The organism is Vibrio sp. 10N.247.311.12 (assembly GCF_041467515.1).
Classification (GTDB): domain Bacteria; phylum Pseudomonadota; class Gammaproteobacteria; order Enterobacterales; family Vibrionaceae; genus Vibrio; species Vibrio crassostreae_C.
In genome coordinates, this window is sequence record NZ_JBFSUV010000033.1 from 13996 (window position 1) to 38336 (window position 24341).

The window sequence follows — 24341 nt, forward strand, 5'->3', positions numbered from 1 at the left end:
AGATCTAGTCAGGACAAATAATAAGGGGTGAGTTCGCTTGCCTCGACAACATCAATAACGATTAAAACGTGAAAGCTAACCAACATACTGTCGCTATATATGCTTCAAAAGACAGCAACGATCGGTTCTGAATGGCTAGCAAAATCCTATAACTATAAGGTGGTGAGCAAAATGGATGCACATCGTTCTACCTACACTGAATCAGCACTACGTGACGCAACGGTCGTCATGGCACCGGAAAGACTGGGTGCTATGCACCAAACACGCATCAGCTTCGTAAGAACTCTGATTCGTAAAATGGCGCAACAGCAATGGAAAGTGACTAAGCATGAGTGGCAACTAGACGCTCGAGGTTTTGGTCATGTTATCTATAAGCTAGAGACGCCAAATCATGTTTATCATTTGGTTGTTTTCTGCGATGAGATTGCAGACGACGAACGAAATGACCGTGTAATTGCTGAAAAGTGGGACGTAACGTTTGCTCTGGTTCTTGGTGATGTTGATGTCACCCTACTTGAGAGACTTCGTGCGAATGTACCGCTACAAGAAGCAGGCCGTAACCCCAACAATGTGCTTGTTTTAGCGCGTGCCAACAAAAGTGTACGAGTGTTTGAACATATTGTTAGTCACTTGGCTAAAGGTGTTCAACCAACGCCAAAAGAGCTAGCGGAAGTTGGCTACATCCTACGAACCACAGCGGTTTATGGTAATGGTAAGTTTGGTATTGCTGACTTTAAAATCTTGGAAAAGAATCCAGATTTTAATCAATCGTTCAGTGCTCAAATGTGTGCTGTTTATATGCTGCGTGAGTTCAGCCTAGATTGGGTTCATTACCTAGCGGAGCAACAAGGCGGTGAACAAGCGATTACCTTGCACAGAGGCTTACAACGCTACCTAGGTGTGGGTAATGCGACTGGTTTAGGCATGGCGCCATACCTGATTAACCACCCAAGTATTGTCGATCAATGGATGACAACCCGTGAACATGCATTGGCGGACGTGTTGGCTAGTCAGACCGATACGGCGTTGATCGAGCCACTACGTAGATACGTTAAAAAAGCGATTTGTCATTTAGAACAAGTTGTTACCATCAATGAAAATCAGCAAGAGTTGAACAAAACCGCTGTTGATGAGTTGAAACACGCAGAACAGTCACTAGAAGCTTCTGTAAACCATTGCGATACATGGGCGCAGTTAGTTGAACAATCTAAGCACATGAGTATGGAAGCCCAAGAAATCCTTATCTCATGCTTGATGGAATTGTACCCAGAATTAGTGGACGCCCATCAAGAGCAAATGAATTGTAGCGAAACACTCTCGCTTCCTAGTGGCAAAAAGATCCAAGACCTATTGGTTGTGTTAGAAGAAAAGTACCGTTGGGCGATCACGACTGACTTTACGAAAGCAGAAAATAACTACTGGTTCTGGTATCGCTCTCAGGACAAAGAAGAGCCAAGGCTCGGTGTTCGAGGCGAGGAACTCGGCGAAGAGCGCGAACTGCCGTTGGATATCGGCCGTCAAGCTTACCGTCTGTACCATGCTTTATTGCAATTCGCGCCAGAGCTTTCATTGGCTGAATTCCTTGTTAAACAACCGCAGCATCGTGCCATTGCGCGCCGTGTGTGGACGTTAGGTAACAAGGCGATGGGCGACATTCAAATGAACGTGCTGCACCAAGACTCGCCACCAATGCATTTGCTGCGTTGTAAGCTAGCGATGTTTGGAGCGACTAAGTTTGATCCTCGCTCAGACCGTTGGGTACGAGTGACGTTTTTCCAAGGTGCACCGTTACTTGATGAAATTCATCAGGACGAATGGGTGTTCCCAATCTTACCAAGTGAAGCGGAGATCGCTGACTCAAATAAAGTTCCTACACATATCAACGCTCAACATAGAGGTAAATCGTTATGATCGTTTCTCACAATGAACTGGTAGCGGCCGTTAATAAAGCCTTTCTGGGTATGCGTCGTACATGTGGTGAAGCCGATGTGATAGCGAACATGGTGGCAGATTTACAAATGGTTGGCTTGGATGGTGTTCGTCATTTTAACAATGCGAGCAACTTTATGGGGCTAGAAGACGATTGCCCTGTAGACATCCAAGTGACAAGCGACAACACAGTTGAAGTGGACCTGCACAAGGCGAGCTTAGCGTGTCATCTTCCTGTGGTGATGGATTACGCCATTGAAAAAATGGTCGGTAAAAAGACGCTGAAAATCGAGCTAAACAACTGCCATAACCGCTGGCTAGCGTACAGTGAGCTTGTAAAACTGGCAGCGAAAGGCATCGCATGTACCGCACGTTGGGATAATGGCTCAAATCCTAAGAGCACCTTGTATGTGCTTAACCGTGGTTGCGTTGCACCAGAACTGTTTTTATCAGATTTGCCTCTGGCATCGGACGATCATATCCACAATATGACCATCGAGCTTTCCGTCCAGGATTTCGATATCGAACGTTTGTCAGATGGCTACCAAACACACATTGAATCGGAAGCGCTTTTTAAAACTCAAGAGAAGGCGTGGAACGAGGGCATTGAAGTTGACGATGGAGAGTGGGGCGCGTTGAAAGAAACGGCGACGGCTATCCTTGTTGAAAACAGCCAACGTTCAATTCAAGGTGCAGGTGAGCTCGAGGCTTCTTAGCTTTGTTTTATAGAGCTATAAGTTACAGAAGCTCAGTTTATAGATCCTTGGCTTATAAAAACTAAACCTATAAAGCCTGAGCTTGTTCAACCTAAAAACCTCATTTACAACAGATAAAACCAAAGAGCTTAACGTATCCTCACCTCGTTAAGCTCTTTTTATTTGTGTCCCACTTTTGTTCTTCTTCTCAATAGATCACATCTTAAACTCTCTGTTTTGACACAAGTTGTTACGCGTATAAAGCTAATTTGGCGATTTAATGAAGTACCTTCACATTCAGGTTCAACAAACGGTTTCATTTACAAGCTAGTATGCGTATCTTGCTAACTACGGTGCCAAAGGGTGCCATTTTTATTCGTACCAATGACTTTAGAATCAGATAAAAAGGAATGAAGCGTGCAAGCTAACTTTATTGATGGAACCACCCTGTACCGTCAGCACTCTTTCGAGTTGCCACTTGATTATCAAGCCAAAGATGGACAACAGATCCAAGTCTTCGCACGTGAGCTGGTTGATCTCGCTAAAGATGAGCAAGAGCTGCCGTGGTTGATCTACTTTCAAGGCGGCCCAGGTTTTCCTTCTCCACGGGTGAGTGGTCAATCGGGTTGGCTAAAGCGTGCATTACAAAACTACCGTGTTCTGCTTCTAGACCAACGTGGTACTGGCAACAGCACGGTTATCAGCCATGAAACTTTGGCGCATTTGTCTCCAGAACAACAAGTCGAATACTTAACGCATTTCAGAGCGGATAACATCGTTCGTGACGCTGAAGCGATTCGTGAACAGTTTGGTATTAAGCAATGGTCGACGATTGGTCAAAGCTTTGGTGGCTTCTGTACACTGAGCTATTTGTCACTGTTCCCACAGAGCTTGCAACGTTGCTACGTGACGGGCGGTATTCCTTCTATTGAACGCGAAGCTGACGATGTTTATCGTGCGACTTACAAGCGTGTCGAAGATAAAAACAGAGCCTTCTTTGCTCAGTTCCCACAAGCACAAGCTATGTGTCGCGAGATCTCTGATTACCTGCTCAACAACGATGTGAGACTGCCAAACGGTCAGGTGTTTACAGTTGAACAGTTCCAGCTGATTGGTATTAACCTTGGTGGTGGAGAAGCGAATCTGCCGATGTATTTCACATTGGAGAGTGCGTTTGTTGAAGTGAACGGTAACAGACAGCTGAGCTACAGCTTCCTAAATCAAATGCAGCAAGAGCAGGGTTACTTAACTAACCCAATTTACGCAATCTTGCATGAATCGATTTACTGTCAAGGTACAGCGTCTAACTGGTCTGCACATCGTGTTCGTGAGCAGTACCCACACTTCAACTACCAATCGGGCAGTGAGTTCTGGTTTACTGGTGAAATGGTGTACCCATGGATGTTCGACCAACTTGAAACGCTGAAGCCACTGCGTGAAGCCGCGAACATGTTGGCTGAAAAGTCGGACTGGGGCACTTTGTACAACGCAGAGCAGTTGAGCAAGAATACAGTGCCAATGGCGTGTGCCGTTTACGCCGATGACATGTACGTTGAGTTGGATTACAGCCGTGAAACATTGGCGAACATTCCTAACTCGAAAGCGTGGATCACCAATGAATATGAACACAATGGCTTGCGAGTAGACGGCGAAAGGATTGTCGATAAATTGATGACGATGGTTGAAGCGTTAGAAAATCTGCCAAAGTAATCAAGCTATTTGCACTAGAAACAAGATGCGTTAGAAGCTTTCTACTTTAGAAACTATCTACGTTAGAAATACGATACGCCAGAAACAAGAAAACGCTGCACCCATGCAGCGTTTTTTTATGTCATCGAACTATTCGATTTAAGGAACTAGGAGGGGTAGCCCTTGAAGCCATTAAGGTTGGATGACGATATCTTGATTTTCAGTGGTCGATAAGCTGGCGCGGTTCTGTTCGATAAGCTGAGCCGCATAAGAGGGAGTTACAGCTTGAATTTCGCCTTTTGAACGAATCGTTAATGCTTCCCACGCATGATCACGGTATTTGCCTGTTTGTGTATATTCAATAAGTACTCTCATGATTCTTCCATCCGATGTGTGGTTAACGTGCTACTAACATTAGCGCCATTATTGTGGTTACACACCTGTTAAAAATGGAACATAAGATTAACCAAATGAGAATGCGTGTAACTTGAAAAACAGACCTAACTGCACTTATCTTCTTAACCGCGTTTATCGCAACTAACCGTATTTATCGCAACTAACAGCATTTATCGTAACCAACCTTACTTATCGTAAATAGCGTCCATAAAAAAACGCTGCACAATGGCAGCGTTAAAGTTGAGATAGGTTAAAGGTTGCTTAGCTGTTTTCTAAGCCAACAATCTTGCGTGCAGACATCACTGCACTATCCAAATCGGTCAATCTACCAGCACTTGCTGGACCAAGAACTGATGAATACAAAGCCAACTGCTTCTCAAATGATAAATCTAATTGGTTATATAGATTTTGGCGGATTTGAGCGTGTTGCTGTGGCTTTGCGCTCGATAGGCCTTCCAACGTATCGTAGATGAGTGTAGTTGTATCCATAACTGTCCTTAGTACATCTTTAGAAAATTTTGCATATTATGCACTTGGTATCATCTTTGTTCTGCGAGATTGATCGCATTATGTGCAGCTCTGCTTAATTGTGTAATCAGTTAGTTACAATTGTGTTGTACGGCAAAGTGTCGGAACTCGGGTTTGGGCAAAAGAAAAGGAGACACAGTGGTCTCCTTTTGGCTTGTTAGCAAAGATAAAAGTTACGTGCTGTTCGCTGTTTATTGAGCCAATCGGCTACGCACAGCTACAGCGCCTATCGTATGTTAATGTTCTTATCTCGATTTTCGTACATTTCAGGCGTGGTGTGTAATCCACCTGCATAGCCTGCTGCTTCAAGTGTTTCTCTTACCTCTCGAACATGCTCAGCCGTGACCGGTTCATTTCTGTCGCCAAGGTTTAAACGCACAAACGTGATTAACTCAGCTAAGCGTTGATCCGACAGTACATCCTCAAAACTTGCCATTGGCATGAAATTTCTGTCTTTGTCGAGATAGGTGGGTTGCAAGCCGCGCACCGTTACCGCAATGGTATTGAATGGGTCGCTGTGCATGATAATACCGTTGTTCAACAGAGTAGGGGCGATTGGATCGCGACCTTTACCATCGTCACCATGACAGGCCCCACAGGTTTGACGATACGTGGTGTAGATTTCACTGGCATACGCAGCTTCATCAAACCCTTTAGGCTGTAACTGAACGGCATCACTGGCAATGGTGTTGTTGATGTCCCCACTGAGTAGGTAATAGGACATCGACTCAATATCTTCACGCGTCATCAAGCTTAGGCTGTTTTTCACTACATCAGCCATACCCGCAAAAGCGGTGCCTTTGTCTGAATGTCCTGTGTGTAAAAAGTCTGTGAGTGTTGCTTCATCCCAACCATCGATATAGAGCTCATTGGCTGTAATATCAGGCGCGTTCCAACCGTCGATCAAGTTACCTTGGAAAATACGTTCTGGTATCAGTGCTTGGGCAATATTTCGAGGTGTATGGCACTCCGAACAGTGACCAAGTCCTGCGACCCAATATTTGCCTTGTTGCCACTTATCGACATTCTCAATTTCTCCTTTGAGTTCCTCTGGCACTTCATAATCAATAGGGTCGGTATCCATGAATACGATGTTCCAGCCAAGCAAACCTAAGCGAATATTGGATGGAAACATCATGCTGTTGTCATCATTGCGTCGCGGCACGGCGGTGATTGACTGCATGTATTCCCATAAATCCACCATGTCTTGGTCGGTGAGGTATTGATAGGAGGTGTAAGGCATTGCAGGGTACAGGTAACCATTCTTGCCTTTACCTGCGACTAACGCCGCTCGGAAATCATCGAAGTCATAAGTCCCAATACCTTCGGTAGTGTGTGGCGTTATGTTGGTTGAATACACGGTGCCGAAGGGGGTGACAAAGGGTAGGCCGCCAGCAAAGGGTTCGCCACCTTCTGCACTATGACAAGCCACACAGTCACCGGCATAAGCGAGATACTCTCCGCGCTCAACAGATGATGCTTTCAAACTCGCGAGCCGTTGTTGCTCTACGTCACCAGCGTGTCGGATATAAGCCCCAAGCGCGAGTATCTCGTTCTCACTGAGCTGCTCATCAAACGCAGGCATTAGGTTGTTCAAACCGTAATTGATGGTGTGCTGAATCTCTTCAATACTCCCTCCGTGAAGCCAGATATCATCGGAAAGATCAGGTACGCCAATCGCTGGGTTAGCGACAGCACCATCGGCATGACAAGACGAACAGTATTGGACGAACAAGGTTTTACCGAGCTCGACTTTAATCTCCGGCACATCGGTATGACGTTGGTTGAGGGAGGCTAGATAGTAGGAGACTTTTGCCACCTCGTCTGGGCGCATGATTTCACTCCAACCCGGCATCGCTCCATTTCGCCCTTTGGCAATCGAATGGATCACAGCTTCATCACTGCCGCCGTATAACCATTCTTGGTCGATAAGATTAGGGAAGTGTTTCTGACCTTGTGCATTATCTCGGTGACAAGCGGCACAGTGAGTTTGGAACAGAATCCTACCGCTGTTCACGATCTCTGGGACAGCAGCTAATCCCTCTAACGTGGTTTCGCTGGTTTGTGCAAATTGCTCATTGAGAGTGGTGGATGGTGAACTGAGCTTATCGTCGCTTTGTTCCCAATCGACTAAGCCTTCCCATTCTCCAAGCCCGGGGTAGAGCACCAAATAACCCGCAGACAAAAGAAATGCCACTGCATAACTGATAAATAACAGCTTAGGTGGAGGCGCATCTTTCTCTTCAATACCATCAAAGGTGCCAATGGTGTGGTCGTGATCGGCCTTGTGATTGCTACGCCAGTATTTAACGACAACAGACACCATCAGAACAAAGAATATTAAGGTTAAGAGTACCGCCCATAGATTCCAGAATGTGCTCATTGTGATACCTCCTGTGACGTATCTTTACCCAGGCTTTGTAAATAGCGAATCAGAGCTTCACCTTTGGTTTTGCCTCTTACTTGCAAACGGGCATCACCAATTTCTTGATCGGTATAAGGCACACCTAAGGTACGTAACACTTCCATTTTGGCGCTAATATCATCGCCAGTCAGAGTCTGCTCAAATAGCCACGGGTAAGAGGGCATGATCGAGGTCGGTACGACTTTTCGAGGGTCAATTAAGTGAATAGCATGCCATTGGTCAGAATACTTTCTACCTAAGTTAGTGAGGTCAGGACCAGTACGTTTAGAGCCCCACAAGTTAGGAAACTCATAGATATCGTCTGCTTCTTGGTTCGGGCGACCATTACGCTTCACTTCTGGCTCTAGAGGGCGAACCATTTGTGTGTGACAAACATGGCAGCCTTCACTGATGTATATGTCTCGGCCTGCTAACTCAATCGGTGTGAGAGGCATCGCTAAGCTGCCTTTGGCAATATCATCGCCACGGACAATGCTTGGCACTACCCAGACCAATAAAGAGAAGGAGGCCACGACAACAGTGGTCAAAATTAAAATGACGATTGAATGTGTAAAGTCTTTACTCATCATTTAAGCTCCTTCATTAACAGTGTGTTTAGCATCATTTGTTACGGGCATACGAACCGTTTTGTACAAGTTGAAAGCCATTAAGAACAATCCAAGTACAAACAGCGCGCCACCAAAGAAACGCATGAATAGCCAAGGTGCTTTAAAGTCCATAGCTTCTACAAAACTGTAAATCAGTTCGCCATTTTCATTTTGAGCGAGCCACATATATCCCTCGCCGATGCCTGCGATCCAAAGTGCTATTGCATAGATGGCGACGCCAGCATGAGCAAGCCAAAAGTGCCATTTAATCAGTCGTCGTGACCATAGATCGGTTTGGCCCCATAAGCGTGGAATGAAGTAGTAAAAAACCGCTATCCCTGACATCCCAACCCATCCGAGAGCCGCGGAATGTACGTGCCCGATGATCCATTCGGTGTTGTGTGCCACCATGTTGAACCAGCGAATAGCGAGTAGCGGACCTTCGAATGTTGCCAAGCAGTAGTAAAGAATCGCTGAGAAAAAGAATAAAAGAATGTAGTCGGACTTCAGCTTTTCTTTATTTTGTAGGAGGGTCATTGCGCTATTGAACGCGCCTGCCCAAGAAGGGAGCCACAGGATCAAAGACATAACGATGCCGATGTTCTGAATCCAGATGGGAACAGAAGAATAAACCAAATGGTGCGTTCCGGCCCACGTGTAAAAGCCGACCAAGCCCCAGAAATGGATCACAGACAAACGGTACGAGTAGATAGGTCGATCCGCCGCTTTGGGTATGAAATAGTAGTTCATACCAATCACACCAGCGGTCAGCAAGAAACCGACGGCATTATGTCCCCACCACCATTGAACAATCGCATCTTGAGCGCCTGCAAACACAGAGTAGGACTTCATCGCCAACACAGGCATCGCGAGGTTGTTCACGATGAAAATCATTGCAACGACGATAATGAATGCAGCAAAGAACCAGTTAGCCACAAAGATATGGCTGACCTTTCGTTTAGCAAGGGTGCCAAAGAACAACACCGCGTACAGCACCCAAACCAACACAATCATCAAGTCGATTGGCCATTCAAGCTCCGCATACTCTTTTGAGGTAGTGTGGCCTGCGGGTAAGGAAATGACCGCAAGTAACAGGATGAATTGCCAGCCCCAAAATACCATCCATGAAAGGCTTTTGTTGAACAAGTCACAATGGCCTGTTCGCTGGGCAATGTACAAAGACGTCCCCATCAAGATATTCACGACGAAGCCGTAAATTACTCCAGAGGTATGTAGCGGACGCAGTCGACCAAATTGGAAATACTGAGAATCAAAGTTTAAGACTGGCCAATATAATTGCGCGGCGAGAATCACGCCGATGATCATACCTACAATCGCCCACACTAAGGATGCAATGATGAAGTACTTCACGACCTTAATGCTGTATTGCGTTGTCACTTGTTCCATAACAAGGCTCCTTGCCTAGAGGTTTTGAATCGCTGACTTAATTTGAATCGCTGAGCGAGCCTGCTTCGTTGCCGAGCACAGAATAGAAATAGGAAATGTCACGGATGTCTTGGTCTGAGAGCGTGTCGGCTTGTTGTTGCATGAGAATCGCTAAGCCACTGGTTCTTTCTCGAGTCTGGTAATCTTTCAATGAAGAGATGAGATAACCCACTTTTTGACCGCGAAGGTTCGGGTAGGGATCTTGTGTTGAGATGCCATCAGCGCCATGACAGGTCATACACACTTTAGCTTTTTGTTTACCTAATTCGAATTGTTCTTGATTAACTTCAGCAGAAACAGGAAACATGACCAGCGTCATTACTAGGGTAGAAAGTGTCGCCATGGGGTTAAATTTTTTTATATTCAAACTCATTCTCGATTCCCTTGGTTATGAAATGAGTAAGCTTTCTAAGATCAATACACGAGATCAACTGGTGAAGTAGAAACGACTGGAACTCGTTATTAAGTCTCTTAAAGCTGCTTACGTTCGATTAAAGGTTATGCAGCAACCAGCATTCTCGCTACTGACTTACTCATATTTATTGTTAATTTTGTTGTTTCATACGTATTCATAGGGCTTATTGGTTTACTTACGCAGAGTAAAATACGAGTTTTTGTTACTAGACGGTTGAGAAGGAATACGTCAAGCGGGTAGGGAGTGCTGAACGAGAGCGGTGATGGAAGAGACAGAGAAACGGCGAAGTTATTGAAAAACAGCGAGGTGTAGGGGCATTAGGGATAAAGCGATACCAATCAATCTGAGTGGTATCGGTACAAGTTAAATGGTCAATTTATACTAGACTCAAATTAGTGACCTTTTTAAATGGAGTTTAGAATGAGAACTGTATTCTTGTTGATGCTTTGGCTTTGCTCGTTTTCGATTTTTGCAGCCTCAGAGTTAACGGTTTTCGACCACTCCGGGCAAAAGCATGGTTTTAGTAGAGAGCAACTCCTGTCACTTCCTCAAAAAGAAATTACTACCACCTTGCCTTGGGTCGAGGGTCTGACCGTTTATAGTGGTGTGACGTTACAAACGGTGCTTGAAAATATGGATCTACCGATATCATCACAAGTCACTTTCGTAGCATTGAATGACTATAAAATTGCGGTGCCCAAAGAAGATTTTGATACCTATGAACCCATCATTGCGATTAAAAAGAATGGGGAGTTTATGTCTGTGAGAGAGAAAGGCCCGTTTTGGTTGATTTACCCAATCTCTGCGAACCCTGAAACCAATACCCCTGATTTCCATGCCAAGATGATTTGGCAGATTCGTGATATTCACCTGTAGAGGCTAATTATGAAGAAGCTGTTGTCTATGGCCGCAATCAAAGTCGTTGTTTTGTCTTTGGCCGTGGTTGTTCTATCCGTCAATATCTACAGTGTCACTCGAATTAATGACATCAACAAGAGCTTTTCTAACCGCCAAAATGAGGCCACATGGTTTGTTTTTCAACTCGTCAAAGAGTATGCAAACTTCTTGATGGTTAGCCACGCAAAGACGATCGATTATGATGAATTGTGGTTGGCATATGACATTACTTGGAGTCGCTTTGATATTCTGATCAACAGCACTGAATCGTCCAATTTTATTCGCTCAGCAAACTTTAAACCGTACTTTACCGCAGAGTTTGAAAAGTTTAAGTCGTTAGAATCCTCAATTAAGTTGGTGAATCAAGGCGCTTTGCCTAAGGAATCACTGCAGAAGAAAATTGATATTTGTTACAACACGCTGGTCGAATTTATTAACGAAAAGTTTCGACTTCAAAGCCCGGTTATTGAAGAAAACACCACAATGGTCGACAAGTTGGTGATGATGCATCAGATAAGCAGCGTATTTCTGGTGTTGCTACTGCTTGTGACAGGAGCGATTTTTTACGTCGACTTTGCAATCAAACGAAAACTTCATTCTACCGACTTCATTACTGGCTTTCGCAATCGAGTCTCGCTCATGCAGTTTGTTAAGAACAGCTATCCAACAAACGGTAATTTCGACCTTTACTTTGTAAGAATCAGAAACCTTAGTGAGATAAACCAAAAGTATGGACTTGAATATGGAGACTTGGTGGTGAGTTCAGCTGCTAAGTCCCTGACGGCAAAGGTACCGGAAAGTACTATCTCGTTTCGTAGTAGTGGCAGTCAGTTTCTATTCTTCATTCCTGAGCAATTGTACACAAGTGATGAGATACAGGAAAAATTCAATGACGTGCTTAAGGATTATATCTCTGCGGGGAATTTAGAATTGATGATTGACGCTGTAGTCAGGCATAAGAAGAACATCAGCTCTAAAGATATGATGGAGCTACTAACGACGATGCAGAGTTAATCCCCGCATCAGCGATAAGTTAGATCATTAGGTTTTGTTGACTGTACGCTCACCATTCTCCCGCTTCACTATCATGGCTTTTGCCATTCTTTATTTGCCTCCTCATTCAATGTGCAGCCAATAGAGAGCTCCTGCTCTGATGAAGATAGTTCTACTACTAGTTATAGCTATAGTGGCTTTCCGCGCTTGAATAGGAAGAGAGGCTTTGAGGTTTAGGTTTAGGTTTAGGTTTAAGGTTACTGCTTTTGAGTGAGTGCAACGATTCGCTCGTTAGATCTCGAACTGCTAACAGACTGCGGGTTTAAAATTGCTTGCGGGTTATGGTTTCGAACAAACTCGATGAATTCCAGATAAGTGAGTGGCTGACTGAAGAAGTAGCCTTGTATTAGGTTACAGTTGGCTTTTCTGAGGTAATGATACTGTTCTATCGACTCAACACCTTCTCCGACGACTAGCGTGTCACAAGAGTGGCCCAAGTTAACCATAGATTCGACCATCTTGCGGTCGGCCTTGTCGTCTACCATGTTATCGATAAAGCTCTTATCAATTTTGAGCTCATCCACAGGGTAGTGGAGAAGTTGGTTAAACGCTGTGTAGCCCGTACCAAAATCGTCAAGGGAGACCTTTAAACCTAAGCTTCTGAGGCTCTCGATAGTCTGCACCGTAAGCTTGGTACTTTTCACGTAACTGGTCTCGGTAATCTCTATAATAATGTTGCCAGGTGGCACTTGATAACGTTCGAGTACTTTACGGATGTTGTCGGCAAAATTACGGTTGTAGAGCTCCATCGCCGAGATATTAATTGACAGAGTGCCCTTGTATTTATGAAGTTCTGAAAGCTCTTTATAGCTTTTGATCGCGGTGCCAATGACCCACATGTCGAGCCTGGCAATAAGGTTACTCTTTTCTGCAACTGGGATAAATTCTTCTGGTCCCGCATCGATATCGAATAAGGCTGGGCAACGAATCAGGCACTCCGCGCCATCTATCTCAAGTGTCTTGGCGTTAAAAATAGGCATAAAGCGAAGTTCAAAGTTGTCACTTTCGCAGCACTCTAAGAGTCTTTTCTCTACAACGTCATGGCGTTCCAAGGTATGTAACAACTCTTCGCCATAAACAATACGACTTTCGCCATCACTATGAGACTTCGCATTAGCTAACATTTCATCGATGCATCGGTGCCAAATCTCATCGAACTTTGGCGTGTCGAGCGGTAAAACACCTGTTGCGAGTGATAATCGAAACCCATAGTAGTCAAGGAAGGTGGTGCCGGTCAGCGTATTGTTGATGTTCTCAATTTCTTCGTTTATCACTTGGTTCTTACCCATCTCCAAGATCGCGATAAACTGATTCCCTCCCAGTCTGGCTAAAGAGTAATCACTGCAACTAAAGCCCAAAGAGGCTTGTTGGTTTTGTAGTGTCTCTTTCAGTGCTTTAGCTAAGCTTATCAGTACATTATCACCAACTTTTGCCCCGTAGAGATCGTTAATTTTACGAAAATCGATGATGTCCCAACAAACCACATAGCAGTGTGGGCTCATCGAGCTTTTTAGTCGTACATCAAGGTGTCTGATGAAAGAGCGTCGGTTAGCTAGCTTGGTGAGTTGGTCGAATTCGGCTTCGAACTTCAACTCTGTTAATGAGTCTATGTACGCGTTCTTTAAACCATCAATTTCACTTTGCCCTGATGAGCGTTTGAAGTATCTAAGTTTGAGCCCGCCGATCGATATCTCTTTAAGTAAGTCTTTAAGCGGGCGCACAAGTTGGTAACGCACCACTAAATGCACGATCAACATGATCGTAAAGAGAGTGCCAAAGCCACCTAACAAGGTTTGTTTAGTGATGATGGCTTTCTCATGGTTGAACTTTTGTTCTCGAATATTTACTTGCGCGATGAGATTTCGGCTGGTCATCTGCACATTGATATTATCTTGGGTTTGCTCAATTGATTTGATAACGAATTGGGTATTTCCGATGTTGGCAGCGTCAGAGGATGGCTCGATTAAGAACTGAATATTGTCATCGTCATTGTATTTGATTAATAAGCTAGAGAGTTGTATCAGAGGTCCGTCAGCAATCAAGATGTAGCGATTTAAACTGTTACTTGCACGTTTGTCTTGAGGAAGGAGGTAAGGGTCAATTGCTGCAACATACGAGTATCTGAGCTCTCCACTGATCGAGACATAAGAGAAGCCTTCGTAGGAGAGTTCCTTCTTGCTGATTAACGAGGTGTATATATCGAAGACTCTTTCGTAAATCTTGTCAGGGATCTTTAGCCCCTCGAAAGGATCGGCTCTGAGAGTCGAAAGCGTTAATTTGAACTTAGGGTCCACGATATAAACATTGCGTTGCCCAAATTGATTGACGTGATTCTGGCTTAATACTCGGAGTACTCGTTTTTCCAATAGCGATAGAGTCGTGTAGTCGCCAGGATTTTGAATGTAGCGGAGGAACTGCAACGAAGAACCGATATCTTTAACTAGTAAGGACAAGCCGAGCTGCTCGTATTCCGCCGCGACTAAAGCGGTGTTCACATCAGATTGCACCTTGTCCAAATACATGTGCTTAGCATGATTTGATGCGAAGTTGTACATCACGATTCCTGCTATCAGGAGCACAAATGTCAGCGTTGGTAAAAGTACAAAATAGAGCTTCTTCAATACTGGCATGAGTTATCTCAAACTGTCGACAATACGATTGCGAATTTGAATGCTACTCGGTTCTAACGGCTGATAAAGGTAGCTGCGATCTAATACTTCTTTATTCGGGAAAAGCTCGGGATCGTTTTGATACTCCTGAGAAGTGAGTGCTTTTGCTTTTGAACTTGGCGTTGCAAACCATGAATCCATTGCGTTTTGAGCGGCGATTTCGGGTTGCGATAAGAAGGAGAGAATCGTGGTTGCCTGTGGAGATCGCTCTCCGTTGTTAATTGCAGCCATACACTCTAACCATAAGGTTGTTCCTTCTAGAGGCACTGTGTAGGCCCAAGATGCCTCAGGTTCGGCATCATTAAGCACATAGCTGTCACCTGAGTATCCGTAGGCGAGGTCGATGTTGGCTAAGTGTTCGGGATGACGAATATAATCGACAACGTATTCATTATTTTCAAGGTGAGGCTTCTGTGCTTGTAGCGTTTTGTAAGCGACTCGAAGTTCTTGTTCGTTGTTGGTAAACGGCTCAAATTGATTCATCAGAAGCGCAGCACTCACCAAATCCGTAGGCTCATAATACATGCTGATTCGGCCGCTGGTTTTGGTTTCAGGGTCTAGAAGAGCGCCCCAAGACTTGGGAGTCTCAACTTTTCCGCTTCGGTATAAGATGCCGGATGTCCCCCAAGCGTAGGGGATTCCATATTCGCCACACCCATCCACCCATCTTGAGTCAAAGTTGCTTGAAAGGGATTGCTGCAAGTCGCTCAGGTTGTGGAATAAGTTCTGTTTAGCCAGCGCTTTCAGTTTCATACTTTCAATGACAACCAATTCAAACGCACCTCGTCGTTCACTCAATAGCACTTCATCACGAATGGACTCGTCAGAAAAATATTGCTGCTTTAGTGAGATGCCGTAGGTATCACTCAACTGGGTAACGACGCTGTCAGATAAAAATTCATCCCAATTGTAGAGATAAATATCATGCTGCTGGCCAAATACAGGGCTAGCCAAAAAGGATGTTGACGCAAGTATTGATACGCAAAACGCTTTCACTGACGGATTCCCTTTCGTACGTGATAACTAAATCGTAGCCCAAAATTTGCGATATGATTCAAATTTAGGCACTTAATTTAACTTCAACTTCATGCATTTCATGCAAATAGCAACTTGCTACTCCTACTTGATACCGAACCTTTATCGTGTGAGGCAAGGATGACTCCGTCGTATCGTATTCAACACAAGTACGTATTCCAGTTTATTGTCCGTGAATGGATTATTTAAATTAATATTCATCATAATATCCATTATTACAAGTTATTATGCAAATATTAAGCATTAAATAATGATGCGGTGATTACCTTTTTCGGGTTTTCGCTCGTATTAATCGTCGTTATTCCTTTGTTTTGCCATCGCGATTTACTCTTATGTTCAATGTTCTTTTATCCCTAAAAACACTTCTATAACGTTTTGTTTATCATTTGTTTCGTTTCTCAATAAGTATCGATAAAGTTGTTGCTAAAGACTTGTAGCACAAGGTGATTGTGCTTATTGTGGGCAGCAATATCTAGGTTATGTCCCAACGAGCCATGATTGCCGGTTTGGGAAATGTTGTGCATTTAGGAGCCATTGTGGATTTAGAGATATATCAAGTAGATTCGTTTACAACTCAAGCGTTTAAAGGGAACCCTGCCGGGGTCTGTATCTCCAAAGAGCCGTTGGATGAGTCGTTAATGTTTTCAATCGCTGAAGAGATGGCGGTATCTGAAACGGCTTTTCTCGCGCTTAACACTATGACGCTTAAATGGTTCACTCCCGAAGTCGAAGTGAAGCTGTGTGGACATGGCACACTGGCAACGGTTCATGTGATGAAAGAACAAGGACTGCTTGAGACAGGTGATAAGGTCGTGTTTAACACCTTATCTGGGGAATTATCTGCCGCCGTTTGTGAATCGTCTATCGAGCTTGATTTTCCTAGTACACAGCTATCATTGCGTTCTGAACCCAACCTCACGCTGCTTGAACACCTAGGTTTAGATCCGCATCAAGTAGTTTCATTCAGAGAATTTGACTCTAAGCAGTTAATCGAAGTTTCCAACGAACAAGTGTTATTGGAGCTTTCACCAAACTTTGATGCGTTAAAAGGTATTCAAGGGCGAGGTGTAGTGGTGACAGCATTGGCAGCAAATACGGAACTTGATTTTGTTTCTCGCTACTTTGCACCTTGGGTTGGGGTTAATGAAGATCCTGTGACTGGCTCGGCACATTGCGCATTGACGCAACACTGGGCAGAAAAGCTCAACAAAAGCAGTTTCAGTGCTTATCAGGCGTCTCGTCGTGGTGGCTATATGTCGACTGAATTATTGGCTAATGGGCGAATAAAGTTAATCGGCTCTGCGACCACTGTGATTAGTGGTGTGTTGAAGCTTTAGATTTTTATAGAAGCTTTAGAGCGCTGTTTGCTCTGTTTTGTTGTAACCGCCTAGTATGTTTTATTCGATTATTCACCGTGAAAGAAGCGGCTAGGGCGGAATGTTATTATTGAAGGAATCACCGTGTCTGCCTTTTATCTTTCCCAAGTATTAGTCGCGATAGCCATTTGTTTTGATCTTCTGTCATTCCAATTCAAGGAAAGGAAGAAAATCGTCACTTGTCTGTTCTTTGCTGGCGTTCTTATTTCGAGTCACTTTATCCTTCTTGAACAATGGACAGCGGCGAGCTTAATGACGATTGCCACGATTCGCTATTTGACGAGCGTATTTTCTACCTCGTCTAAGTTTAAATATTTGTTTTCTTCGATGTCGGTGGTCGCAACCGCAGTGACTTACTCAGGGCTGACCAGCATATTGAGTTGCTTTGCCTCCGTATTTCAGACCTTTGCTGCCTTCAATAAAGATGACCGTCGATTAAGAGAATTGATGATCATCGGAACCAGCTTTTGGTTGGTTCACAATTATTTAGTTGGTTCGCCAACAGCGGTTGTTATGGAGGCGCTGTTTATCTGCAGTAACTTGGTGGGCTATTACCGTTTTTACTTCAGAAAGAGTGCCACTGCTTAGGTTTACAACTGAAGCTAAGGCCCAAATTATTAATCAATTCAATACTAGCTAGGAGAGCTTGATGCCAAACATTTACAATGATGTTCCTTCATCAATACCCAATGAAATATTCAATGACCTGATTGCCAACGACAGTGTTCGAATTGAAAGAATATTGTCGCATGGACACAGCTCCCCGGAAGAGGGTTGGTATGATCAAGATGAGAATGAATGGGTGATGGTGATAGAAGGTCAAGGCGTCATCGAGTTTGAAGATGGACGCGTTGTTACCTTGTCTAAAGGGGATTACACCAATATTGCTGCGAGAGAAAAGCACAAGGTTATTGGCACAGATAAAGATACGGTGACGATCTGGCTCGCTGTGTTTTATCGTTGATATCTTGCTCTAAAGCTGAGGCTGTTAGGTTATAAAGCTTGCTGATTCAGCTGTTTATTTGCACCTCAGAAAGGACTTAAGATAAAAAGGAGTATGTTGTGGTTAGAATTCGAAACTATCAAGCGAGTGATGACAAAGCACTGTGGGAGATCTTCTTTCATACCGTACGTAACGTGAATGTTCGAGATTATTCTCAACAGCAAGTCGAAGCTTGGGCACCCAGTAGCTTTGACTTTGCGTTATGGCAAAAGCGTATGAATGGGTTACAACCCTTTGTGGCTGAGCTCGATGGCTGCGTTGTTGGCTATACTGACCTGCAACCCAACGGCTTGATTGATCACTTTTTCTGTCACCACGAATATCAAGGGAAGGGTGTCGGGAAAGCGTTGATGGAACATGTTTTCACTGTGGGTCGAGTTCGTGGTATATCGAGATATTTCTCTGAAGTAAGTATTACCGCAAGGCCTTTTTATGAGCACCTTGGCTTTAAGGTAGTAAATGAACAGGAAGTCGAAATGCGTGGCGTAAAGCTGACCAATTACGTGATGGAAAAGATAGTTGAAGATGGACAAGGCAGCTGAATAGGCGGACTCGTGTTCTTAGGGATACAGAAACCGAGTTTGAAATATTAAAAAACCTTTTTAAGGATAACTTTTCCTGATCTATTGATATTGTCGATGAGTTCAAATTGTGTGCAAGATAATTTGTCTAATCTAAACATTGAATGAATACAAGGAGTGTTGTTCATGAGTCATGTGAGTAGATCTAAACTATATACATTGGTGTCGATGTTGTCCTTCGCTGTTGGCGTTCTTGCCTTAGATGCTGGGGTGTCGGGGCTATTTCCTCTCTTTGTTGTCGTCATCTCATTCTTTTCATTTGTCATCAACTCGTTTCTTTGTTTGTTCGGAGGTAAACGCGAAGATGGCTTTGATGCCTATCAAAAAGCAAATCAGACTCGGTCGCGAGCACTGGTCAAAGGCTTAGAAGACTCGAACAAATAAACCTATGCCTTCAGACGAACGGTAATCTCATTTTTGACACAGTTTTCACCTGCTTTTTGTTCTCTTATTCAAGAAAAATCATCTCTTTAGAGATAATATTCACTTCAACTAATATCAGTGAAGGAAGTAAAGTGGGTATTGAAGCTTTAGCGTTTGTGATGGACGCATTAATCACCGCATGTTGTATGTACATCGCCTCTAAAATGTCTTTCGTGGTCGCAGATTTTAAATCCCTTCTTACTATTGCTGTTATCGTTGCTCTGGTGTCATTGATTCCAACAGTAGGTTGGGTGTTAGGGTTGATTCTGTTTGTGTTCCTACTCGGGAAAGCGACGCACTCTAGTATTGGTGACTGCATCTGGGTAGTGGTCTTCACGAAGGTGGTATCGATGGCGGCCTTTCTGATATTCGGGCGCTTGTTTATGTAATCCGGGTTCTTGCTTATATAAAGGCAGGTTCGGCTAGTTTGATACCGATCTTAACTTGGTATTTAAACGTCAAAAGGGTGTGAGCCTGTCACACCCTCTAAGAACCTTTGATTTGTGTTCATCTTTATTATTTAGGCAGTAATACAGCATCAATCACATGGATGACACCATTGCTTGCTTCAACATCTGCCATCACGACCTGCGCTTTGTTGACCATCACGTTGCCGTGATCAATTCCTACCATTACCGCTTCGCCTTGCACTGTTACGGCACTATCAAGTTTCATCACTTCAGACGCCATTATTTTCCCTGGCACCACATGATAGGTCAGTACTGCAATCAGCTTGTCTTTGTTTTCTGGCTTCAACAGCATATCAACCGTTCCTTCTGGTAGCGCAGCGAACGCTTCATCCGTTGGCGCAAACACTGTGAAGGGACCGTCACCTTTCAATGTTTCAACTAAGCCTGCCGCTTTTACCGCTGCTACCAAGGTGTTGAAAGAGCCGTTTTCAGCCGCCACGTCAACGATATCTTTCTTCATTCCGTGGTGATCAGCGTGAGCAAAAGCCGTAAAAAGAAGCGTCGCAACTAGCACTGACATGGTTTTGATTAATTTATTAAACATATTGTCTTCCTTTGAGTTTTGTCCGTTATTTTCGAGAGGTATTACGAAAGCCCAATCGTGATAGATCAATTTGTTGTGTCTTTGAGTGAATGGTTAGCGATATCGACAGCGTCAAGCGAATAAACTTATATTGTTAAATGCTTGTTATAATTCCATTTTGATGATTATAGTTATTTGGTGATTATTCAAGTAATGGATGTGAATATGAGGTTTGTTTTACCAGTAGTCTTTTCTGCATTGGCTTCAATGCCTGCATACAGCGGCCTTGCTCCAAGTGAAGGCTTCAGCGGTAACTTCAGTGTATTGGCCGGTTTCTACTCTGACAGTAGTAATTTGAGTACTGAACAAGATTCGAATCAAGCCACCAACACCCAGGAAGGGGAGAGTGAAAACCAAGGGCTACTCGGCTTTTTGGGTACTGTTCAATATACTTTTGGCGAATCGCTGACTCACCAAGTGTATGCGGGTACGACACGAGAGGATATTGCAACAGGTACCATCGCGTTTGAGATCGGTTATAGATACCAACTTTCTGGTGGCACTATATTAGACTTTTCTGTTCTTCCTACGCTTATCTCGGGTAAGGCTTGGACGGATCCGTATGCTGTTGGCGTTAATCGAAATGAAACGGATGTCAAAGGTAATGTAGGACGACTGCAGCTCACTAATATCGGTGGAACTGGTTTTCGAACGGATCTCGCATTTGGGCAATCAGATGTTGATGAAGAGCTATCTGGTAGCCAAGGCTTATCTCCGGAAGATACTGTGCTGCTGGATAGGGAAAGAACCTATGTGTACGCCAAAGCAGGATACCGCTTTATCTTACCAAACCACGCAGGTCTATTTGTTCCTTCAATGGTGTATTTCCACTCAGACGCAGAAGGAGGAGCACTCAGCTTCGATAGTTATGGTATTGAATTAAACTACGCGAAGAGAATCGGTCGTCATGGTTTTGTTGTCACCCTAGATGCAAGTGATCGTGAATATGATGAGTCGAATCCAATTTACGGGCAAGTACGTGAAGAGAATGAATTCGGTGCATTCTTAGCTTATGAGTTTAGTGGTTTGATGGGCTATAAAGATTGGGCGTTCATTACTTTACTGGGTTTAAGAAGCATAGATTCTAATATCGATTTCTATAACTCCGAGCAAGTATTAGCGAGTGTGGGTGTGGATTATAAATTCTGATATTCACACTATTTTAAAAATACTCATCAAAGCAGAAGTTTAAGTTCAGTCTTACTATTTGTTTAATTATTTCGGGCACTTACACCTTTAAAGGTTGTAGGTTCCCGTTGCTATCCGTAATATGAAAATTAGCTTATGGATAGAAATAATAGGATAAGGAAGCGCTTTGGAAATACAAATTAGACATTTAGAAGCAACGGATAGCCAAGATATTTTCGATATTTATCGCCGCCCTTCAGTTTCAGAAAACACCTCACAAAAGCCTTATCTTAGTTCTGAACAAGTGGAGCGACTGTTTGGTCATTCAGACCATTTCACTCTGGTTGCGGAAGTCTCCGGCAAAGTAGTGGGTCACATTACTTTATTCATGACCACCAAGGTAAGAGACAGGCACTGCGCTGGTCTTGGTATTGCTATTTACCCGGATATGCATGGTAAAGGGGTCGGTAAGGCGTTAATGCAAGAAGCGATCAATCAGGCGGATAACTGGCTTAATCTCGTGCGTCTTGAGTTAGAGGTTCATGCCGATAACCACGCCGCTATTGCTTTGTATGAACGTGTAGGCTTTCAGTTAGAAGGCACAAAAAGACTCAGTACGTTCAAAGCGGGTAAGTACATCGATATGTTGCTTATGTCGAGAATACGACCAGATTACCGTTGAGATCGAACCAAACAGGTTCCTGCTTTAGAAATCGGTTAATGAGCAATTGATTAGTGAAATTCCCATTAAACTCTGTATAGTAGCAACCGTTTGCTTCGTATAACCCCAATGATATGGTTTGGGGGTCTCTACCAGCTCCCGCAAAGTGCTGATTACGAAGGGTTTAGATCACAATTGTGTTCTTACTCTTTGTAATGGCGTTCAAGAAAACCTCCTGTCTATTATTCAGAGTAAGTGCACACCTAAAATCCATAGTAGGTGAAATATGAACGCATTTATTCAAGGGCTCCCAAAAGTAGAGTTGCATTTACACATTGAAGGTTCGCTCGAACCTGAGTTACTTTTCCAGCTTGCTCAACGCAATGGCATTGAGCTGCCTTATTCATCCCCAGAGCAACTAAGACGCGCATACGAATTTGATGATTTACAGTCATTTCTGGATATCTATTATCAAGGTGCTGATGCACTGCGCACAGAACAGGATTTCTACGACTTAACATGGGCTTATCTAGAACGCTGTAAAGCCGACAATGTTATCCATACTGAGATTTTCTTTGATCCTCAGACACATACCGATCGTGGCATTGCATTCGACACCGCTATTAACGGCATTCATCGTGCGCTTGAACAGGGTCATAAAGAGTTGGGCATTACCTCTCAAATCATCGCATGTTTTCTGCGCCATTTATCTGAAGAGAGCGCCCTTCAAACGTTCGCAGAGGTATTGAAGCATCAAGATAAGATCGTCGGGGTTGGACTGGACTCTTCTGAATTAGGACACCCACCAGAGAAGTTCAAGCGTGTATTCCAACAAGCAAAACAAGCGGGCTTCTTGACGGTGGCGCATGCAGGAGAAGAAGGGCCGGCTCAAAACATTGTCGATGCGATTGAAATGCTCAGCGTGAGTCGAGTGGATCATGGTGTCCAGTGCATGACAGACGAAGCTCTAATCGAAGAGCTGATTGAAACCAAAATGCCACTGACGGTGTGCCCACTGTCGAATATTAAATTGCGTGTATTCGATGTGATGGAAGACCACAACATTGTCGAACTGCTCAGAAAGGGTGTGGCTGTAACGATTAACTCGGATGACCCTGCTTATTTTGGTGGTTACATGTCGGATAACTTTAATGCGGTGAGCAAAGCTCATGAGATGACGCATCAGGAGTTAGCGCTGTTTAGTTTGAATGCGATAGACGCGAGCTTTATTGAAGCGCCATTGAAGCAGCAATATCGAGAGCTTGTTCAAGGTTACTTAGCTAAAGCTGATTTTGACCAGAATTTCTAGCCGCTGTGCCCATTTACTAGCAGCTGAGTATAAAGCGCTAGGATGGCCAACTAAAGTGGATGGTAAAGTGTTATCGACTGAGTCTGCTTAATCTCTATAAGCCTAAATCATCTAGATGAAGACAAAAAAGAAGCTGGCAGTTTGCCAGCTTCTTTCATTCTTAAATTAAGCTCATTGAGCTACTTGTTCACGTAGTCTTTGAATTTCTGCTTGGTTTCAGCATCCGCTTTTTCGTACCAGAAATAGAGCATCTCTTCAGCTGTATTTGCTGCATTTCCGTCAATCTTTGTTGGAAGCGTTACCGGTTGTGCGACAGCAGCTGCTACGCCCGCGCTAGAACCTACTGTAAGTGCAGCGATGCCGCCTTTCTGGTTGTACTCCTTCGCTTCTTGCGGGTACTTACGACCAATCTGCATGCCATCTTTGATAAGTTTGTCTTGCTTAACACTGATTGCATTTTGGTTTTCATCAACCAGTTTCCAATCTAAGTTTTGAAGGCCTTTTTTCGCTTCGTTGGTGTTACGGAACTTAGGCATGTCAAACGTCAATGCTGTGTCTGTCGCATCAAAAGTAGCAATAATGGTATCGCTATCGACAAACTCTCGGTCGTTACCTTGGCTGAAAGCCAGTTGATATTTGAAAACGATTTGGTTTACGCCATCTGGAACGGTGATCGTTTTGCTCGAAGAGAAGAAACCACCGTCAAGATCGGGTTTAGCTTCATTTACAGCTAAGACTTCGACTAAAGCATCTGCGCTAGAAGGAACTTCAATTGTTACGTCAGCTAACACTTGTGGCGCTGCGATAATTGTGGAAAGCAGCGCGATGGATTTTAATGTTTTCATAATCATACAGTTGTTTATGGGCAGTTGAACTACAATCGCATGGTAAGAACTCCAATTCAAGTCATGTCATAAGGATTTGAAAAAATTTGCGAAATCTTAACGCAACGGTCATATATTAAGGTTCACATTGACTAGTGTGAGTTTTTATTTTTGAAAAATGAGAGGGTAGGTTGGGTGTGAATTGTACTAGTTGGCGGT

The 24341-nt window shown here is 43.8% G+C and carries 24 protein-coding genes and 1 riboswitch; of the genes, 14 read left to right on the plus strand and 10 right to left on the minus strand.

Going from position 1 to position 24341, the window contains the following annotated elements:
• The first annotated feature begins 99 nt into the window (after positions 1-99).
• The 3 genes from AB6E30_RS14965 to AB6E30_RS14975 all read left to right on the plus strand — a co-directional run bounded on the left by AB6E30_RS14965 (position 100) and on the right by AB6E30_RS14975 (position 4334).
• Positions 100-1911, plus strand: coding sequence for a hypothetical protein (locus AB6E30_RS14965; protein ID WP_372104155.1), 1812 nt, complete (start codon positions 100-102; stop codon positions 1909-1911).
• Positions 1908-2645, plus strand: coding sequence for a DUF3726 domain-containing protein (locus AB6E30_RS14970; RefSeq protein WP_017064722.1), 738 nt, complete (start codon positions 1908-1910; stop codon positions 2643-2645). The genes AB6E30_RS14965 and AB6E30_RS14970 overlap by 4 nt, the downstream gene beginning before the upstream one ends.
• A 396-nt stretch (positions 2646-3041) precedes the next feature.
• On the plus strand, positions 3042-4334 hold the full coding sequence (locus AB6E30_RS14975) for an alpha/beta fold hydrolase (RefSeq protein ID WP_017064721.1): 1293 nt from the start codon (positions 3042-3044) through the stop codon (positions 4332-4334).
• A 171-nt stretch (positions 4335-4505) separates the two neighbouring features.
• Here the strand turns inward: AB6E30_RS14975 and AB6E30_RS14980 are convergent, their stop codons facing one another.
• From AB6E30_RS14980 to AB6E30_RS15005, 6 genes are all read right to left on the minus strand, one after another.
• The gene (locus AB6E30_RS14980) at positions 4506-4688 is read right to left on the minus strand and encodes a hypothetical protein (RefSeq protein ID WP_004730424.1); all 183 of its coding nucleotides are present in this window, start codon (positions 4686-4688) and stop codon (positions 4506-4508) included.
• Between the two features lie 282 nt (positions 4689-4970).
• Positions 4971-5198: a PAS factor family protein gene (locus tag AB6E30_RS14985; protein WP_004730426.1), complete on the minus strand. Its 228-nt coding sequence runs from the start codon at positions 5196-5198 to the stop codon at positions 4971-4973.
• Positions 5199-5463: 265 nt separating this feature from the next.
• The gene (locus AB6E30_RS14990; RefSeq protein ID WP_102393760.1) at positions 5464-7620 is read right to left on the minus strand and encodes a cytochrome c; all 2157 of its coding nucleotides are present in this window, start codon (positions 7618-7620) and stop codon (positions 5464-5466) included.
• On the minus strand, positions 7617-8231 hold the full coding sequence (locus tag AB6E30_RS14995) for a cbb3-type cytochrome c oxidase subunit II (RefSeq protein WP_017064719.1): 615 nt from the start codon (positions 8229-8231) through the stop codon (positions 7617-7619). Before AB6E30_RS14995 ends, AB6E30_RS14990 begins: the two co-directional genes overlap by 4 nt.
• Positions 8232-9656 (minus strand): cytochrome-c oxidase, cbb3-type subunit I, encoded by a 1425-nt coding sequence (gene ccoN, locus AB6E30_RS15000; protein ID WP_017069846.1) that lies wholly within the window; start codon positions 9654-9656, stop codon positions 8232-8234.
• A gap of 37 nt (positions 9657-9693) precedes the next feature.
• Positions 9694-10068 (minus strand): cytochrome c, encoded by a 375-nt coding sequence (locus AB6E30_RS15005; protein WP_029235248.1) that lies wholly within the window; start codon positions 10066-10068, stop codon positions 9694-9696.
• Between the two features lie 462 nt (positions 10069-10530).
• Here AB6E30_RS15005 and AB6E30_RS15010 point away from each other — a divergent pair, with 462 nt between their 5' ends.
• Both AB6E30_RS15010 and AB6E30_RS15015 read left to right on the plus strand, forming a co-directional pair.
• Complete coding sequence (locus tag AB6E30_RS15010; protein ID WP_017069847.1) at positions 10531-10986, plus strand: hypothetical protein; 456 nt, start codon at positions 10531-10533, stop codon at positions 10984-10986.
• A 9-nt stretch (positions 10987-10995) separates the two neighbouring features.
• Positions 10996-12021: a GGDEF domain-containing protein gene (locus tag AB6E30_RS15015; RefSeq protein ID WP_017069848.1), complete on the plus strand. Its 1026-nt coding sequence runs from the start codon at positions 10996-10998 to the stop codon at positions 12019-12021.
• Positions 12022-12257: 236 nt separating this feature from the next.
• Here AB6E30_RS15015 and AB6E30_RS15020 read toward each other — a convergent pair whose 3' ends face one another.
• Positions 12258-14690, minus strand: a complete 2433-nt coding sequence (locus AB6E30_RS15020; RefSeq protein WP_372104157.1) for a putative bifunctional diguanylate cyclase/phosphodiesterase — start codon at positions 14688-14690, stop codon at positions 12258-12260.
• Positions 14691-14693: 3 nt separating this feature from the next.
• Positions 14694-15725, minus strand: a complete 1032-nt coding sequence (locus tag AB6E30_RS15025; RefSeq protein WP_372104160.1) for a PotD/PotF family extracellular solute-binding protein — start codon at positions 15723-15725, stop codon at positions 14694-14696.
• Between the two features lie 575 nt (positions 15726-16300).
• Between AB6E30_RS15025 and AB6E30_RS15030 the strand changes: the two genes are divergently transcribed.
• The 6 genes from AB6E30_RS15030 to AB6E30_RS15055 all read left to right on the plus strand — a co-directional run bounded on the left by AB6E30_RS15030 (position 16301) and on the right by AB6E30_RS15055 (position 19536).
• Entirely contained in the window at positions 16301-17101 is an 801-nt protein-coding gene (locus AB6E30_RS15030) for a PhzF family phenazine biosynthesis protein (RefSeq protein WP_065584627.1), read from the plus strand.
• Between the two features lie 123 nt (positions 17102-17224).
• Positions 17225-17728 (plus strand): YgjV family protein, encoded by a 504-nt coding sequence (locus tag AB6E30_RS15035; RefSeq protein ID WP_017071337.1) that lies wholly within the window; start codon positions 17225-17227, stop codon positions 17726-17728.
• 61 nt (positions 17729-17789) lie between these two features.
• Positions 17790-18104, plus strand: coding sequence for a cupin domain-containing protein (locus AB6E30_RS15040; protein WP_017060022.1), 315 nt, complete (start codon positions 17790-17792; stop codon positions 18102-18104).
• Positions 18105-18202: 98 nt separating this feature from the next.
• Entirely contained in the window at positions 18203-18685 is a 483-nt protein-coding gene (locus tag AB6E30_RS15045) for a GNAT family N-acetyltransferase (protein WP_372104163.1), read from the plus strand.
• A 165-nt stretch (positions 18686-18850) separates the two neighbouring features.
• Positions 18851-19108 carry a hypothetical protein gene (locus AB6E30_RS15050; protein WP_017060020.1) on the plus strand — a complete coding sequence of 86 codons (258 nt, stop codon included), beginning with the start codon at positions 18851-18853 and terminating at the stop codon, positions 19106-19108.
• Positions 19109-19239: 131 nt separating this feature from the next.
• The gene (locus AB6E30_RS15055) at positions 19240-19536 is read left to right on the plus strand and encodes a hypothetical protein (RefSeq protein WP_017064710.1); all 297 of its coding nucleotides are present in this window, start codon (positions 19240-19242) and stop codon (positions 19534-19536) included.
• Positions 19537-19663: 127 nt separating this feature from the next.
• Here AB6E30_RS15055 and AB6E30_RS15060 read toward each other — a convergent pair whose 3' ends face one another.
• Positions 19664-20161, minus strand: a complete 498-nt coding sequence (locus AB6E30_RS15060) for a fasciclin domain-containing protein (RefSeq protein WP_017064709.1) — start codon at positions 20159-20161, stop codon at positions 19664-19666.
• Between the two features lie 204 nt (positions 20162-20365).
• Between AB6E30_RS15060 and AB6E30_RS15065 the strand changes: the two genes are divergently transcribed.
• The 3 genes from AB6E30_RS15065 (at position 20366) to AB6E30_RS15075 (ending at position 23298) form a co-directional block, all read left to right on the plus strand.
• Complete coding sequence (locus AB6E30_RS15065; RefSeq protein WP_372104166.1) at positions 20366-21349, plus strand: DUF2860 family protein; 984 nt, start codon at positions 20366-20368, stop codon at positions 21347-21349.
• A 166-nt stretch (positions 21350-21515) separates the two neighbouring features.
• A complete protein-coding gene (locus AB6E30_RS15070) occupies positions 21516-22010 on the plus strand; it encodes a GNAT family N-acetyltransferase (protein WP_372104169.1) in 495 nt (164 codons plus the stop codon).
• A gap of 75 nt (positions 22011-22085) precedes the next feature.
• A riboswitch (purine riboswitch) is annotated at positions 22086-22185 on the plus strand.
• Between the two features lie 90 nt (positions 22186-22275).
• Positions 22276-23298: an adenosine deaminase gene (locus tag AB6E30_RS15075; RefSeq protein WP_372104172.1), complete on the plus strand. Its 1023-nt coding sequence runs from the start codon at positions 22276-22278 to the stop codon at positions 23296-23298.
• A gap of 179 nt (positions 23299-23477) precedes the next feature.
• On the opposite strand, the gene AB6E30_RS15080 is transcribed toward AB6E30_RS15075, so the two are convergent.
• Positions 23478-24143 (minus strand): DUF2057 family protein, encoded by a 666-nt coding sequence (locus AB6E30_RS15080; RefSeq protein WP_102320967.1) that lies wholly within the window; start codon positions 24141-24143, stop codon positions 23478-23480.
• Positions 24144-24341 lie beyond the last annotated feature (198 nt).